This window comes from Bradyrhizobium sp. ORS 86 (genome assembly GCF_045571475.1).
Taxonomy (GTDB): domain Bacteria; phylum Pseudomonadota; class Alphaproteobacteria; order Rhizobiales; family Xanthobacteraceae; genus Bradyrhizobium.
The window spans coordinates 5,561,047-5,576,899 of sequence record NZ_CP120699.1 but is presented as its reverse complement, the minus strand read 5'-3'; the positions used below and the strand labels follow the sequence as shown (position 1 = coordinate 5,576,899).

At 65.1% G+C, this 15,853-nt stretch carries 14 protein-coding genes; 10 read left to right on the top strand and 4 right to left on the bottom strand.

Going from position 1 to position 15,853, the window contains the following annotated elements; all coding sequences use genetic code 11:
- Positions 1-95 precede the first annotated feature (95 nt).
- The 6 genes from P6U25_RS25775 (at position 96) to P6U25_RS25750 (ending at position 6,938) form a co-directional block, all read left to right on the top strand.
- Positions 96-1,094 carry an ABC transporter substrate-binding protein gene (locus tag P6U25_RS25775; RefSeq protein WP_407152610.1) on the top strand — a complete coding sequence of 333 codons (999 nt, stop codon included), beginning with the start codon at positions 96-98 and terminating at the stop codon, positions 1,092-1,094.
- A 151-nt stretch (positions 1,095-1,245) separates the two neighbouring features.
- Positions 1,246-2,094 carry an ABC transporter ATP-binding protein gene (locus P6U25_RS25770; protein WP_407147575.1) on the top strand — a complete coding sequence of 283 codons (849 nt, stop codon included), beginning with the start codon at positions 1,246-1,248 and terminating at the stop codon, positions 2,092-2,094.
- Between the two features lie 220 nt (positions 2,095-2,314).
- Positions 2,315-3,718, top strand: a complete 1,404-nt coding sequence (locus P6U25_RS25765) for a hypothetical protein (protein WP_407147574.1) — start codon at positions 2,315-2,317, stop codon at positions 3,716-3,718.
- The gene (locus tag P6U25_RS25760) at positions 3,715-4,866 is read left to right on the top strand and encodes a Gfo/Idh/MocA family protein (protein WP_407147573.1); all 1,152 of its coding nucleotides are present in this window, start codon (positions 3,715-3,717) and stop codon (positions 4,864-4,866) included. Before P6U25_RS25765 ends, P6U25_RS25760 begins: the two co-directional genes overlap by 4 nt.
- Before the next feature lie 15 nt (positions 4,867-4,881).
- A complete protein-coding gene (locus P6U25_RS25755; protein WP_407147572.1) occupies positions 4,882-6,075 on the top strand; it encodes a dihydrodipicolinate synthase family protein in 1,194 nt (397 codons plus the stop codon).
- A complete protein-coding gene (locus P6U25_RS25750) occupies positions 6,075-6,938 on the top strand; it encodes a sugar phosphate isomerase/epimerase family protein (RefSeq protein ID WP_407147571.1) in 864 nt (287 codons plus the stop codon). The genes P6U25_RS25755 and P6U25_RS25750 overlap by 1 nt, the downstream gene beginning before the upstream one ends.
- 136 nt (positions 6,939-7,074) lie before the next feature.
- On the opposite strand, the gene P6U25_RS25745 is transcribed toward P6U25_RS25750, so the two are convergent.
- The 4 genes from P6U25_RS25745 to P6U25_RS25730 form a co-directional block, all read right to left on the bottom strand.
- Entirely contained in the window at positions 7,075-7,752 is a 678-nt protein-coding gene (locus tag P6U25_RS25745; RefSeq protein ID WP_407147570.1) for an ion channel, read from the bottom strand.
- A gap of 144 nt (positions 7,753-7,896) precedes the next feature.
- Positions 7,897-9,528, bottom strand: coding sequence for a Spy/CpxP family protein refolding chaperone (locus P6U25_RS25740; RefSeq protein WP_407147569.1), 1,632 nt, complete (start codon positions 9,526-9,528; stop codon positions 7,897-7,899).
- 318 nt (positions 9,529-9,846) lie between these two features.
- Positions 9,847-11,061 carry an ornithine--oxo-acid transaminase gene (gene rocD / locus P6U25_RS25735; protein WP_407147568.1) on the bottom strand — a complete coding sequence of 405 codons (1,215 nt, stop codon included), beginning with the start codon at positions 11,059-11,061 and terminating at the stop codon, positions 9,847-9,849.
- A gap of 104 nt (positions 11,062-11,165) precedes the next feature.
- On the bottom strand, positions 11,166-12,389 hold the full coding sequence (locus P6U25_RS25730) for a cytochrome P450 (protein WP_407147567.1): 1,224 nt from the start codon (positions 12,387-12,389) through the stop codon (positions 11,166-11,168).
- 231 nt (positions 12,390-12,620) lie between these two features.
- On the opposite strand from P6U25_RS25730, the gene P6U25_RS25725 reads away from it, so the two are divergent.
- From P6U25_RS25725 to P6U25_RS25710, 4 genes are all read left to right on the top strand, one after another.
- A complete protein-coding gene (locus tag P6U25_RS25725; protein WP_407147566.1) occupies positions 12,621-13,154 on the top strand; it encodes a phosphonopyruvate decarboxylase in 534 nt (177 codons plus the stop codon).
- On the top strand, positions 13,151-13,741 hold the full coding sequence (locus P6U25_RS25720) for a thiamine pyrophosphate-dependent enzyme (protein WP_407147565.1): 591 nt from the start codon (positions 13,151-13,153) through the stop codon (positions 13,739-13,741). Before P6U25_RS25725 ends, P6U25_RS25720 begins: the two co-directional genes overlap by 4 nt.
- Before the next feature lie 65 nt (positions 13,742-13,806).
- Complete coding sequence (locus P6U25_RS25715) at positions 13,807-14,508, top strand: TetR/AcrR family transcriptional regulator (protein ID WP_407147564.1); 702 nt, start codon at positions 13,807-13,809, stop codon at positions 14,506-14,508.
- A gap of 1 nt (position 14,509) precedes the next feature.
- Positions 14,510-15,703 carry an efflux RND transporter periplasmic adaptor subunit gene (locus tag P6U25_RS25710; protein ID WP_407147563.1) on the top strand — a complete coding sequence of 398 codons (1,194 nt, stop codon included), beginning with the start codon at positions 14,510-14,512 and terminating at the stop codon, positions 15,701-15,703.
- Positions 15,704-15,853: the final 150 nt, after the last annotated feature.

Sequence of the window (15,853 nt, the reverse complement as noted above, 5' to 3'; positions counted from 1 at the left end):
GCGAGGAGCGGTAGCGACGAAGCAATCCATATCTCCATTCGGTGAGCCATGGATCGCTTCGCTCGCAATGACGGCAAGAACAACGGGAGGAGTATCTGATGCGATCGATTACTGCTGTGATTGCCGTGCTGGCGTGGACCGCGCTTGCAATCACGCCGGCATCCGCCGCCGACAAGGTCGTGCTGATGCTGAACTGGTACGTCTATGGCGAGCACGCGCCGTTCTATTACGGCAAGGCCAAGGGCATCTATGCCGCCGAGGGCATCGATCTGGAGATCCAGGAAGGCCGCGGCTCGGCCGCGACCACGCAGGCGGTGGCCGCCAAGACGGCGGATTTCGGTTATGTCGACATTCCCACCATGATGCGTGCGGCGGTGAAGGGTGCGCCCGTCATCGCCACCGGCGTGCTGCTGCAAACCAGCCCGATGTCCGCGATGAGCCTCGCCGACAAGAACATCCGCAAGCCCGAGAACATCAAGGGCAAGACGGTCGCGATCACGCCGGCGGATTCGATGACGCAGATCTGGCCGCTGTTCCTGAAGAAGACCGGCCTGAAGGAAAGCGATTTCCACACCGTGGCCGGCGACGGCCAGACCAAGCTCAACGCCGTGATCAACGGCCAGGCCGACCTGCTGCTCGGTTACGTCATGGACCAGTCGATGAAGATCAAGGATGCCACCGGCAAGGACGTCTATCCGATCAAGTTCGCCGACTACGGCATCAACATGGTGTCATCGGGTATCATCGCCAACACCTCCTATGTGAAGGCCAATCCCGATCTCGTCCGTCGCTTCATGTCGGCGACCACGAAGGCGGTGGAAGCCGCCGAGAAAGACCCGAAGGCCGCCGCGCAATCGATCCTCGACGCCAATCCAAAGGGCGGCAAGATCGACACGCTGACGCAGGGCTTCGAGCTGACGATCCCGCTCTACCGCACGCCGGAGACCAAGACCAAGCGGCCGTTCCAGGTCACCGACCAGAACATGACGGAGTCGGTCAATCTGATGGTCGAGTATGGCGGTCTCGACGCCAAGGCCAAGGCCAATCCGAAGGCGTTCTACACCAATGATTATCTGCCGAAGGGTGACTCGTGAGCGATCGATATCGGCTGTCGTCCCTGCGAAAGCAGGGACCCATAACCACCGGCCCTGATTGTTGCGGAAGGTCTCTGTCCCCGTGTCCGAACGAGAGGGCGCGGCGTATGGGTCCCTGCTTTCGCAGGGACGACGGGTGGAGAGAGACGCGATGAATCCTGCGACCAAACGTATCGATCTCAGCCAACCCGCCGCGCATCTGCGCCTGGTGTCGGACCGCGCGGCCGGCGCCAAGCCGGGGATCACGCTCTCCGGCGTCTCGAAGACCTACCGGTCGCGCGACGGCGACGTGCCGTCGCTGCGGCCGCTCGACTTCACCATCAATGACGGCGAGTTCTTCGTCGTGGTCGGGCCGTCCGGCTGCGGCAAGTCCACGCTGCTCAAGATGATCTCGGGGCTCTTGCCGCCCACGACCGGCGAGGTGCTGGTCGACGGCGAGCTCGTCACCAAGCCGCACGGCAATGTCGGCATCGTGTTCCAGAACGCGTTGCTCCTGCCTTGGCGCAACATCCTCTCCAACGTGATGCTGCCGATCGACATGAAGCAGCTACCACGCGGGAAATATCTCGACCGCGCCAAGGAGCTGCTGAAGCTAGTCGGGCTCGAGGGTTTCGAGAAGAAGCTGCCCTGGCAGCTCTCTGGCGGCATGCAGCAGCGCGCCTCGATCTGCCGGGCGCTGGTGCACGATCCCAAGATCATGCTGATGGACGAGCCGTTCGGCGCGCTCGACGCCATGACGCGCGAGCGCATGAATGTCGAATTGATGCGGATCCAGCGCGAGACCGGCAAGACGGTGTTGTTGATCACGCACTCGATTCCGGAAGCGGTGTTCCTCGCCGACCGCGTGCTCGTGATGACCGAGCGACCCGGCGCGATCGCCGCGATCTACGACGTGCCGCTGCCGCGCCCGCGCTCGCTGGATTCGATGTCCGATCCGGTCTTCACCGAGCTGGTGCAGCAGATCCGGAAGCATTTCTTCACGCAGGGTTCGCTGGATTGATGGGCATACGTATCGCGAGGAGCTTTCCGATCACCTCGCCCCGCTTGCGGGGAGAGGTCGGAATTTGCGCGACGCGCAAATTCCGGGTGAGGGGGGCTATCCGCGAGTCCGCCTCTGTGGAGACGCCTCTCACCCCAACCCTCTCCCCGCAAGAGCGGGGCGAGGGAGAGGCGACCAGCGTGCCGCGACCCCTGTTTGCAACGCTCCACGATACATTGTGATGCCGCTTCGCCTCGCTGTGCGCGATATCGCCTTCTTCGAACGTCCGGTCGCCTTCGCCCGGCCGTTCCGCTTTGGCGCGGTCACGATCAATGCGGCGCCGCAGATGTTCGTGCGGGTCGAGATCGAGGTGGAGGGCAAGGGGCGCGCGACCGGCGCCAGCGCCGAGATGATGGCGCCGAAATGGTTCGACAAGCGGCCACATTTGACGCCCAACGAGACGGTGGACGCGCTCCGCCGCTCGCTGCTGATCGCGCGCGAGCTGTATCTTTCGCGGGAGGACTTCGACACCGCCTTCGGCCTGCATGCCAGATGCATTGGCGCGCAGATGGCGGCGTGCACGAAGGAGGATATCCCGCCGCTTGCCGCAGCCTATGGGCCGGCCGAGATCGACAAGGCGATCCTGGATGCGCTGTTGCGCGCCGCCGGGCTCAGCGTCTTCGACGGCATAGCCGCCAACATCGCCGGCATCGATGCCCGGCTGACGTCCGATCTCGATGATGCCGCGATTGCGCGCTTCCTTGCGAGTCGCCGACGGCTCGATCACGTCGCGGTCAGGCATACGGTCGGGATGGATGACCCAATCGAAGGCGAGGGCGGTGTCGCTGACCCCAAGGAAAACGCCGGCGCGCGCTACTTCAAGCTCAAGCTGAACGGCGATCCCGCGCATGACGCGGCGCGCCTGGCGCGGATCGGCAGGGAGCTCGCCCGGCTGCCTTACGCCACCAAGGTCACGCTCGACGCCAATGAGCAATATGCCGATCTCGCCGCGCTGAACGCGCTGGTCGACCGGCTCGAGCGCGATGCAGCGCTGGCACCGATCACCGCGAACCTGCTCTATATCGAGCAGCCGATGCCGCGCGACATCACCAAAGCCTCGCCGCTCGGCGCTCTCGCCGCGCGCAGCTTCATCATCGACGAGGCCGACGACTCCTATGACGCGTTCCCGGCGGCGCGCGCGCTCGGCTATCGCGGCATCTCTTCGAAATCCTGCAAGGGGATCTACAAGGCGATCATCAACGCGACGCGCGCGGCGGCCTGGAGCGCGGATGGCGCTCCACATTTCATCAGCGGCGAGGACCTCACCTGCCAGGCCGGGCTCGCCGTGCAGCAGGATCTCGCGCTCGGCGCGCTGATCGGCGTCAGCCATGCCGAGCGCAACGGGCACCATTATGTCGACGGCTTTGCCGAGACGCCAGCCGCGGAGGCGGAGGCCTTCCTCGCGGCACATCCCGATCTCTACACCCGCGACGGCGGCAAGGCGCGCCTCGCGATCCACGACGGTGATCTCCTGACGGGATCGCTGACCACCCAGGGCTTTGCCAGCTCCGTTCATCCGGACTGGTCCACCATGCAGCCGCTCAAGCGGCCAACCCCACGCGTTTCGCAGGAGCAAGCACTATGACGACCAAACGCCTCGGCCTGATCATGAATGGCGTCACCGGCCGAATGGGGCTCAACCAGCACCTGATCCGCTCGATCGTCGCGATCCGCGACCAGGGCGGCGTGCTGCTCGCGAACGGCGACCGCATCATGCCCGATCCGATCCTGGTCGGCCGCGACGCGGAGAAAGTGGCCGCATTGGCGAAGCGCTTCAACATCGAGCGCTCCACCACCGATCTCGACCGCGCGCTGGCCGACAAGGGTGACACCGTGTTCTTCGACGCCGCGACCACGCAGGCGCGGCCGTCGCTGCTGACCAAGGCGATCAACGCCGGCAAGCACGTCTATTGCGAAAAGCCGATCGCGACCACGCTGGAAGAGGCGGTCGAGGTCGTGAAGCTTGCCAACGCCAAGGGCCTCAAGCACGGCACCGTGCAGGACAAGCTGTTCCTGCCCGGCCTGAAGAAGCTCGCCTTCCTGCGCGACTCCGGCTTCTTCGGCCGTATGCTCTCGGTGCGCGGCGAGTTCGGCTACTGGGTGTTCGAGGGCGGCTGGCAGGACGCGCAGCGGCCGTCGTGGAACTATCGTGCCGAGGACGGCGGCGGCATCATTTTGGACATGGTCTGCCACTGGCGCTACGTGCTCGACAATCTGTTCGGCGAGGTCGAGAGCGTGGTCTGCATCGGGACCACGGACATCCCCGAGCGCTACGATGAGAAGGGCAGGAAGTACCAGGCGACCGCGGATGATTCCGCCTACGCCACCTTCAGGCTGAAGGGCGGCGTGATCGCGCATATCAACATGAGCTGGGTAACGCGCGTCTATCGCGACGACCTCGTCACCTTCCAGGTCGACGGCACCCACGGCTCGGCAGTTGCGGGCCTGACCGACTGCATGATCCAGGCGCGCCAGGCGACGCCGCGGCCGGTGTGGAACCCGGACGAGAAGCGGCTGCACGACTTCTACGCCGACTGGCAGAAGCTGCCTGAGAACGTCGTCTACGACAACGGCTTCAAGGAGCAGTGGGAGATGTTCATCCGCCATGTCTGCGAGGATGCGCCCTACAAGTATACGCTGCTCGAAGGCGCCAAGGGCGTGCAGCTCGCCGAGTGCGCGCTGAAGAGCTGGAAGGAGCGGCGCTGGATCGACGTCGCGCCGATCGTGGTCTGAGATGAGGACTTCGTCATGAGTAAGCAGGTCCTGCCGAAATCATCCCTGTCGCTGAAGCTGCCGACCGCCGATGGCGGCCTCGAGACCTATCGCCTCGCAACATCCCGGAACTTTCCGGCAAGGCTCGAGGGCACGCTCAACCGCGTGGCGTTCTCGGCTGCGCATGTGGTGGCCGACCCGCGCGCCGACGTCGATCCATGGCTGACCGCGGCGATCGACTGGGACCGCACCATCGCGTTCCGCGAGCACGTCTGGGATCTCGGGCTCGGCGTGGCAGAGGCGATGGATACCGCGCAGCGCGGCATGGGGCTCGACTGGGCGACCTCGCTGGAGCTGATCCAGCGTTCGGTGAAGGCCGCGAAGGCGAAGGGCAACGCGCTGGTGTTCTCCGGCGCGGGCACCGATCATCTCGCGGTCGAGGATGCGAAGACGATCGACGATGTGATCCGCGCCTATGAGGAGCAGATTGCGGCCATTGAGAAGGCCGGCGGCCGCATCATCCTGATGGCCTCGCGCGCACTGGCCAAGCTCGGCAAGAGCGCGGAGGATTACGCCAGGGTCTACGACCGGGTGCTGGCGCAGGTGCGCGAGCCCGTGATCATCCACTGGCTCGGCGACATGTTCGATCCGGCGCTATCGGGTTACTGGGGCACCGCCGATCTCGACAAAGCGATGGACACGGCGGTCGCGATCATCAACGCCAACGCGGCGAAGGTCGACGGCGTCAAGGTGTCGCTGCTCGACAAGCAGCGCGAGATCGACATGCGGCGGCGGCTCGATCCGCGCGTCAGGATGTATACCGGTGACGACTTCAACTATGCCGAACTGATCGCCGGCGACGACAAGGGCTTCTCGCACGCGCTGCTCGGTATCTTCGATGCGATTGCGCCGGTCGCGTCCTATGCGCTGTCGCGGCTCGCGGCGGGCGACGAGGCCGGCTTCCACGACGTGCTGGGGCCGACGGTGCCGCTGTCGCGGCACATCTTCAAGGCGCCGACGCGGTTCTACAAGACCGGCATCGTGTTCATGGCCTATCTCAACGGGCATCAGGATCACTTCACGATGGTCGGTGGTCAGGAGAGCGCACGCTCGACCTTGCATCTCGCCGAGTTGTTCCGCCTCGCCGACAAGGCCGGGCTGCTAGCCAATCCGGAAGTGGCGACGCGCCGGATGACGACGGTTCTCGCGACGCGCGGCATCGACGCCTGATGCGCGACTTTTCCAACGATCATCGCTGGCTATCGCTGAATACGGCGACCGTCCGCAAGCAGGGCGATCTCCTCGCCATCATCGAGGCCTGCGCGCGTCACGGCATCCGCGCCATCGATCCCTGGCGCGACCAGGTCGCCAGCATCGGGCTCGCGCGCGCGGTGCGCGCGGTGAGGGACGCCGGGCTCGATCTGTCGGGCTATTGCCGCGGCGGCATGTTCACGGCCGACAAAGCCCACCGGAGCGCGGTGCGCGACGACAACCGCCGCGCAGTCGACGAGGCCAAGGCCCTCGGCGCCTCCTGCATCGTGCTCGTGGTCGGCGGCCTGCCGCAATATTCACGGCCGGGCAGCACGGCGTCGAAGGACATCACCGCGGCGCGGGCGCAGGTGCATGACGGCATCGCCGAGATGCTGGACTATGCCAGGCAGGCGAAGCTGCCGCTCGCGATCGAGCCGCTGCATCCGGCCTATGCCGCGGACCGCGCCTGCGTGAACACCACGAAGCAGGCGCTTGACCTCTGCGATGCGCTCGATCCCGGCCGCACCGGCGCGATCGGCGTCGCGCTCGACGTCTATCACATCTGGTGGGACCCGGAGCTGAACGCCCAGATCGTGCGCGCCGGCAAGGACCGGCTGCTGGCATTTCACGTCTGCGACTGGCTGGTGCCGACCAGGGACATTCTCAACGACCGCGGCATGATGGGCGACGGCGTGATCGACATCAAATCGGTCCGTGCCGCGGTCGAGGCGCAGGGCTTTGCAGGCTATTCGGAGATCGAGATCTTCTCCGACAACTGGTGGGGCAAGCCGATCGATGAGGTGTTGCAGACCTGCATCGAACGGCACCGGACGGCGGTATAGGCGCCGTCATTGCGAGGAGCTCGCGACAAAATTGCAAGGCAATTTTGCGCTGAAGCGACGAAGCAATCCATCTCTCCATTTTGTGGCACGATGGATTGCGTCGCTTCGCTCGCAATGACGTCGATGGAGCCGTGCGTCAAGAATCCCGATCCCGGTGCGCGAGCTCCAGCGTGACCAGGCGCGCCAGCAGCGTTGCAGGATAGAGCTGGCCGAAGATGGCCTCCACATTGCATAGGCTGCGCGCGATGGGGTGCAGCGGCGCGACGTCGCCATAGCCTGTGGTCGTGAGCGTGGCGAATGAGAAATAGATCAGTTGGCTTGCCAGTGTCGGACTGTCCGCGATCTTCATGCCGGAGAATGCGGTCGGTACCAGCGTGCCGATAAACGTATAGAGTGCGGCGAAGATCACCGCGACCGTGAAGTAGAGCAGGATCGCGCCGATCACGCGGTGATAGGTCACGCGTCCGGGCGCAAAGGTCGCGCGCGCCACCGTCACCGCCATGGTGACGCCGACGAGCAGCCAGGCCCCTGCGAACAGATTGAGGTCGAGGATCGAAGGTGCGTGCAGGCGCAGGATCGCGCCGGCCACGATCATCGCGAGCGCGGTGAGCATCGCGACCATTGCGAATGCGCTGCCCGACATCAGGAATACGCCTGCAACCAGGAACAGCGCCAGCAGCAGCTCGAAGACCTGGAATTCGAACAGTCCGAGCGCCTGCAACGGCGCCACCACGAACATCATGATGACGATCAGGACAGTGAGCACCGTCAGCAACGAATCGCCCCAGCGCTCGCGCAGCTCACCGATGTTCATCCGACCACGCTTCATTCCCGTCCCGTCATTCGACATGGCATCAGGATGCCGATGTCAAACATTGCTGCGCGGCGGTGGCAAAGGCAAGACGGGGGATCGGCATCGCGCGGGCGCGTCCGGCTGTCCGGATAGCAGGCCGATGCCTCAGGGATTCGCGACCTGCTGCAGCGTGTTGAAGCGCGCTTTCTGCTCGCTGCTCAGCGAGGCGTAGAACTCGTCCAGCGCAGGCTCGATCAGCTTGGCGGCCTTCTGCATCGCCTCGAGCCGGTTCTGCATCGCTTCCAGCCGGCCGACCGGGGTCAGCGGCACATCGTTCGGGCAGGCCGCCTGCAGGTCCGCGATGGCTTTGCTGGTTGCATCGCTCAAGCGGTCGAGCGCGTCCTTCTGCTTGCCCGCCGGATGAAGCGAAGATTCGATCCTGTTGATCGGCAGTTGAGCCAGGTCGGATTTCGAATCGCCGCAGTTTCCGGATTGTGCAGTCGCTTCCTGTTGTTGCTGCGAACGCTCGCCGACATGGGGGCCGAGCGCGTTGAAGCGGGCTTGCTGCTCGTCGCTGAGCGAATTGTAGAAATTCTCCAGTGCGGGCCGCACGATCTTGATTGCTTCGAGCGTCGCGCTAATGCGGCTCAGCATCGACCGCAAGCGGCCGGTTGGCGTCAAGGCATAGCTGTCCGTGCAGGAATCCTTGAAGACATCGGCGGCCTTCGCTGCGGCCGTCTTCAAGTCGTCGAGCAGGGCCTGCTGCTCCTGGTTCGGCCGGACCGCCCGTGTGATATCGTCCAGCGGCCAGGCTGTGACGCCCTTGTCCGGCTCCGCGCATAGCTGCTTAATCGCCTGCGACGCGCCCGTCTCCGCGCGTTGACGGGACCGCGTGCGGCCTGCCGTTGCCGGATAATCGCCAGGGTTGATGCTGGCATAGGCGGAGTAGGGACTGTTGGTGTCCCAGAACACCGTGTCGACCAAGCCGTCATAGGCGTAGGCCCAATAGCCGGGCTCGTAGCCATAAGACCAGAACGTGTAGTCAAAAATGTCCGAATAGGCATAAGGCCAGAACACCGGCCCAACCCACGCGATGAACACCGCGCGGTGGCCGCGCCGCCAGGCATGCCGGGGCGACCAGCCGCCCTGGCGCGCGACAAGCGCGGCCTGGGCTTGCGCTCCTGCCTGCTCGCGGAACCGTGCGGCAAATCGCTCGCGCTGGGCCGCCTGCGTTGCGGCGGTGGCCGCGGTGGCCGCTCCGACCGTCGTCGCTGCCAGCCCCAATCGCTGCTGGCGAGCAAGATCGGCTTGCTGGGCCTGCTGCTCGCGCTGCAGCAGGCGGTTCTGCGCCTGCAGCGTCCGGTCATGGGCGCGTTGCGCGCGCGCGCCTTCAACCCTTTGCGCTTGCAACTGCTGCACGCGTTGCTGCAGCCGATCGATCCGGGTCTGCCGCTCCGCGGTCTGGCGCGAGAGCGTCTCGCGCTGCCGCTGCTGCGCCATCTGCTGACGCTGCTGGATCAATTGCTGGCGCTGCTGCGCCTGCTGTTGAACCCGCTCCGTCGGCGACGGCCGCTCGCTTAAGCGCGATGGCGGGCTCGGGCGCGATGGCGCGGCGATGTGCGGAGCCTGGCGCTGCGGGATTGCCTCGCGACGGATTTCGGGCCGCGGCGTTGCGACGCGTGGTGCGGCGATATGGGGAGCCTGGCGTGGGGACGGTGCGGCGAAATGCGGCGCCTGGCGCGGCATCATTGCCGGTCGCTGCGGCGCCTGGAACGCGGGTGCCGCCGGCCGAGCCATTGCAGGCGGCCTCGCCATTGCGGGAGGGGCGGCATGCACCATCGGCGCGGCCGGGCGCGCCATGGCGGGCGGTGCAGCGGGCCGTGCCATCGCGGGCGGTGCGGCGGGCCTTGCCGCCAGTCCCGGCGGGCCAACTCTTTGCGGCTGGGCGGACGCGCCGCCGCTTGCCGCAAGCATCGAAACACCAATCAAAAATGCAACAAAGCTAACGCGACGGGAAAGCATGGGCGCAGCTCTCCGTTCACCAGTCGCCCGTAACGCTTCAACGCACAGACGTCGAAATCGTTCGTTGTCATCGTAGCCGGCGTCGCGGAACCGTCAGGAGACATCCTGCGTCAGGGCAGCCGCGATCCGCTCCACTGCCCAATCGACCTGATCGCCCGTGATCACCAGCGGCGGGGCGATGCGAATGGTGTGCTCGTGGGTGTCCTTGGCGAGAATGCCGCGCGCCTGCAGCGCCAGGCAGTAGCGGCGGGCGCCGCCGGCCTCCGGATGAAGCTCGACCGCCAGCATCAGCCCGCGCCCGCGTACCTCGCGGATCACGTTGGCGCGAATGTCCTGCAGTCCTGCGAGAAAGCGCGCGCCCTGTTGCGCCGCGTTCTCGATCATTCCTTCCTCGACCAGCACGCGCAGCGCGGCGCGCGCCACCGCGCAGGCCAAGGGGTTGCCGCCGAACGTGGAGCCGTGTTGGCCGGGCCGCAACGTACCGAGCACGGCGTTATTGGAAAGCACGGCGGACACCGGATAGAAGCCGCCCGACAGCGCCTTGCCCAGCAAGGTCACGTCGGCCTCGATGCCTTCGTGCTGCTCGGCGAGCAGCTTGCCGGTGCGGCCGAGCCCGGTCTGGATCTCGTCGAGCACCAGCATCACGTTGTGCGCAGTGCACAGTTCGCGCACGCGCGTGAAGTAGCCCGGCGAGGGAATGATGACGCCGGCCTCGCCCTGGATCGGCTCGACCAGGAAGGCTGCGGTGTTCGGCGTGATCGCCTGCTCGAGCGCCGTGGCATCGCCGAACGGGATGATCTTGAAGCCCAGTGCGAACGGGCCGAAATGGTCGCGGGTCGCCGGATCGGTCGAGAAGCCGACGATGCCGAGCGTGCGTCCGTGGAAGTTATTGGCGCAGACGATGATCTCGGCCTGTCCGTCCGGCACGCCCTTCACCTCATAGGCCCATTTGCGCACCGACTTGATTGCGCTCTCGACCGCCTCGGCGCCGCTGTTCATCGGCAGCACCTTGTGCGAGCCGGTCAGCTCCGCGAGCTCGCGGTAGAAGGGCGCGAGCTGGTCGTTGTGGAAGGCGCGCGAAGTCAGCGTCAGCCGGCGTGCCTGCTCGACCATCGCGGCAAGGATCTTCGGATGGCAGTGGCCCTGGCTTACCGCCGAATAGGCGGAGAGGCAGTCGAGATAGCGGTTGCCATCGGTGTCCCAGACCCAGACGCCTTCGCCGCGGGACAGCACGACCCCGATCGGCTCGTAATTGTAGGTGCCAAAGCGTGCTTCGGTTGCGAGGAAATCGGTGACCGATGCGCTCATCCTGCGTCACTCCCGCTGCGGCGCGCCGGACAGAACGCCCGAGCGCTCTTTGGCATGATGTGGGCATCCGTCCGCCCACGAGGAAGTGCCTTTGGCGAAAATGCCTAGCCGTTGATGCTGCAGGGCACGCTGAGAAAGCCGCGGAAGCGGACCCGGCCGCCGCGCACCGGCGCGCCGTCGAGCGCGTAGTTCGGAAAGCGCTTAAGGAAGCGCGATATCGCGATCGCGCCTTCGAGCCGCGCCAGCGCCATCCCGGCGCATTGATGCGCGCCGGTGCCGAAGGCGAGATGACGGTTTGGCGTCCGCGCGATGTCGAAACGTTCAGGGTCGGGGAATTGCGCGGGGTCACGGTTGGCGGCGCCGATGCACAGCGTGACAAGCGTGCCGGCCGGCATCTGGATGCCGCCGATCTCGGTCTCTTCGACGATCATGCGGTTGCCGAGCTGGTTCGAGCTCTCGTAGCGCAGCATCTCCTCGACCGCGGTTTTGATCAGGTCGGGCTGTGCGATCAGACGCGTCTTCTGGTCGGGATGTTCGTGGAGCGCGACGAGCCCGTTGCCGATCAGGTTGGTCGTCGTCTCGTGGCCGGCGTTGAGCAGGAAGATGCAGTTGTGCAGCAGCTCCTTTGCGGTCAGTCGCTCGCCATTATCTTCGCCCTGGATCAGCCGGGTCAGCACGTCGCGGTCGGGATTGCCCGGCCTTAAGCGGCGACGTTCGACGAGGGTTTCGAGATAGGCGAGGAAATCCTTCACCGCGGCGTTGCCGCGGTCGAACGCTTCCTTGCCGATCACGGGCTCCAGCGCGCCCAAGATCGCCAGCGACCAGTCGCGCAACGGTTCGCGCTCGTCGTGCGGCACGTCGAGCAGATTGCCGATCACCTCGACTGGGATAGCGGAGGCGAAATCACCGATCAGCTCAAAGCGCTGCTTCGCGGCGATGCGGTCGAGCAGGCTCTCGACCAGCGCAATCAAGTCCGGTTCCATGCCGGCGATCGCTCGTGGCGACAGCGCGCCCATGATCAGCCGCCGCACGCGGGTGTGCGCCGGCGGATCGTTGAAGACGAGGCTTGTGGTGTGGTGCTCGTAGAGCAGGGAATCGCCGTATTTCGGCAGAAACTCCTTCTTCTTGTCGGACGAGAACGTCTTGGTGTTCTTGTAGGCGGTGACGAGGTCGTCGTAGCGGGTTAGGAAGTAGCAGCCGTTCGGCAGCCGCTTCACCGGCGCGTTCTCCCGCAGCGCACGATAGGTCGGGTAGGGGTTCGCGTAGAAGTCCGGCGTCAGTCTTTCGAGATCGAAACGATCGGACAGCTCTCGCGCCTGTACATCCATGCCGAATGCCCAATCTGATTAGTTTCAATTGCAACTATCGTAGGGCGCGTGCCGCCGCCGCGCAACACAATTTGATGTGCGTCCGGGACGCTTCGGTTTGCTGCCACCAGAATCGAACGGCCCTGGTGCGCTGCGAGTAAATCGCAGAGCCATATGCGGTTTTGCGCTTTGATGAAGCGCGCGGGCCCCACTACAGTCCCAGGCCAAACAGTTCTGAAACCGGAAACGCCGATGCATGCCCGTGCCGAGACCGCGGCCGCCTGGCCCGAGGAGATCTTTTCGATATTGCAGCGCTTCGAGGTGCGCCAGGTGCCCTATGTGCCGGATGCCGGCCATTCGCAGTTGATCGAGCGCGTGCTCGGCTCGCCCGCGATGCGCGGCGTCGCGCTGACGACGGAAGAGGAGGGCGTCGCGCTGCTTGCGGGCGCCTGGGCCGGCGGCCAGCGCGGCGTGCTGCTGATGCAGTCGAGCGGGGTCGGCAACTGCATCAACATGCTGTCGCTGGTGCAGATCTTCCGCTTGCCGTTCTTCGCCCTGGTGACGATGCGCGGCGAATGGGGCGAGTTCAATCCGTGGCAGGTGCCGATGGGGTCGAGCACCCAGGCCGTGCTCGAACTGTCCGGCATCAAGGTGCTGCGCGCCTCGCACCCCGAGGAGGTGCGGGAGGTCGTCGAGGCCGGCGCCGCCCAAGCTTATAACGCCTGCACGCCAACCGCCGTCCTGCTGTCGCAGCGCCTGATCGGGGCAAAGGTCTTCACCAAATGAGCAAAGCCAATCTCCTCGACCGTCGCGCCGTCGTTTCGCAACTGCTCAAGGATCGCAAGGGCGCCATCGCCGTCGGCGGCCTCGGCGCCTCCACCTACGACATCGCCGCCGCCGGCGACCATGACCGCAACTTCTATCTGTGGGGCGGCATGGGCGGCGCTGTCATGATCGGGCTCGGGCTCGCGCTGGCGCAGCCGACGCTGCCCGTGGTCGTGATCACCGGCGACGGCGAGATGCTGATGGGCATGGGCAGCCTCGCCACCGTGGGTCTCCAACAGCCCAAGAACCTCTCGATCGTCGTGCTCGACAACGAGGCCTATGGCGAGACCGGCGGCCAGGCGAGCCATACCGGGGCGACCGCCGATCTGGTCGGCGTTGCCAAAGCCTGCGGAATCAAGGATACGAGCAACATCACGACCCTGGCCGAGGTCGAGGCGTTTGCCTCGTCCTTACAAGATGTTACGGCCGGGCCGCGGTTTGCCAGCGTGAAGATCGACGGTGCCAATCTGGAGCGCGTGCTGTCCAGCCGCGACGGCACCTACATCGTCAACCGCATCCGGAGCTCTCTCGGACACAGTCCGATATAAAACGACCTTCGCGGTGCAATAGAACCTTGACATCTGGTAAGGTGAGTGATTACTCACGACCCCAAATGTCTACCTTACGCATGACAAGTGATCTGCGGCGTCAGTTGATACTGAGCGCCGCGAAGCGGTGTTTTGCCCGCAACGGCTTTGCCGGCACCACGACAAAGAGCGTGGCGGCCGCCGCTGCCATTTCGGAAGGGCTATTATTCAAGCACTTTCCCTCGAAGGCGGCGCTGTACGCCGAAATCCTGACCGAGGAGTGCGAGGCAGACCCGGACCTTGCGCATCTGCTGGGGCAGGAGCCGTCGACCGCGACGCTGGTCGAGCTGGTCGAGGGCATGGTCGGCCACTTCATGCAGCTTCGCAAAGCGCCGGACCAGGAAGAGGCGCAGCGCCTGCGGCTGATGGTGACGAGCCATCTCGACGATGGCGAGTTCGCGCGCCTGCTTTATGACAAAGTCGGCAAGCTGATCGGACCGACCTTTGCCGCTTCGATCGAGCGCGCGATTGCCGCGGGCGAGGCGACGCGGCTCGGCGACGAGCCGCTCAACCTGTTCTGGTTCGCCCATCATACCGTGCTGATGGGAGCGCTGACGCAGCTCCCTGCGACACCATGTCTCTCCCATGGCGACGCGGCCGCCGCCGAGCGGCAGCTTTGCCAGTTCATCCTTCGCGGTATCGGACTTACCGAAGCCGCAATTGCTACACATTTGGGCCGCCAGCCGTCACCGAGTGCGGGACAGTCGGTAACTGCAGAAAGTGCATGACATGAATATTCAGACCGAAAGCCATATCTCGGGGCAACCGATCAAGGAAAAGACCGCCAAGCGCCCTGTCCGCATGGTGCGCTGGTTCATCATTGTGGGCGTGCTGCTGGCCGTGCTGGTCGGCGCCCTGGTCGGCTTCAATGCCTTCCGCAGCCACATGATCGCGCAGTTCTTCGCCAACAACAAGCCGCCGCCATCGAACGTCTCGGCGGTCGAGGCCAAGTCCGAGGTGATTCCGAACCTTCTGACCGCGGTCGGCGATCTCGTCGCGGTGCATCAGGTCAACGTCACCAGCGATGTGTCGGGCCGCATTACCGACATCCTGTTCACGGCCGGCAGCCATGTGAAGGCGGGTACGCCGCTCGTGCAGTTGTTCGATGGACCTGAACAGGGTGACCTCGCCAACTACAAGGCGCAGGCGACCGTGGCGGAGCTTCAGCTCGACCGCGCCAAGCAGCTTGCGGCACGCCAATTCGGGCCGCAGTCCACCGTCGATCAGGCGCAGGCGACATTCGACCAGGCCAAGGCGGGCATTGCCAGGACCGAGGCGATCATCTCGCAGAAGCTGGTGCGTGCTCCGTTCGAGGGTGACCTCGGTGTTCGCCAGGTCGAAGTCGGCCAGTACCTGACGGCGGGGACGCAGATCGTGTCGCTGACCGATCTGTCAGTGCTCTACGCGAACCTGACCGTCACAGAGAAGCAGAGCTCGCAGATCAAGGTCGGCCAGATCGTGCGGGTTTCGGTCGACGCCTATCCGGGCCGGACCTTCGACGGCAAGATCACAACGATCGAGCCGCAGATCGCAACCGACACCCGCAACATCCGCGTTCAGGCGACGATCCAGAATCCGGACCGCATCCTCAAGCCCGGCATGTTCGCGACCACGACGATCGTGCTGCCCGAGAAGCCGGCGGTCGTCACCGTTCCCGAAACGGCGGTCGATTACACGCTGTACGGAGACTCGGTGTTCCTGATCAACGAGAAGAAGGGCGATGACGGCAAGACCACGTTGACAGCGGATCGCACCTTCGTGAAGACGGGCAACCGCGTCGAGGGCCGTGTCGAAATCCTCAAGGGCCTGAAGCCCGGCGACCGTGTCGTCGCCGTCGGCCAGATCAAGCTGCAGTCGGGGATGCCGGTCGCGATTTCGACAGATCCGCCGCCGCCGATTCCGGCCCAGCCGCCGCGCTACTAAAGCATGATCCGGAAAAGTGCGAAGCGGTTTTCCGAAAAGATCATGCTCAAACAAGAAGCTAAAGCGCGATGACGATTCAAATCTGAGCTCATCGCGTTTTGGTCGGATCACCTGAATACGGAGGGCCATCGGGCCCTCCGCCACATGTCG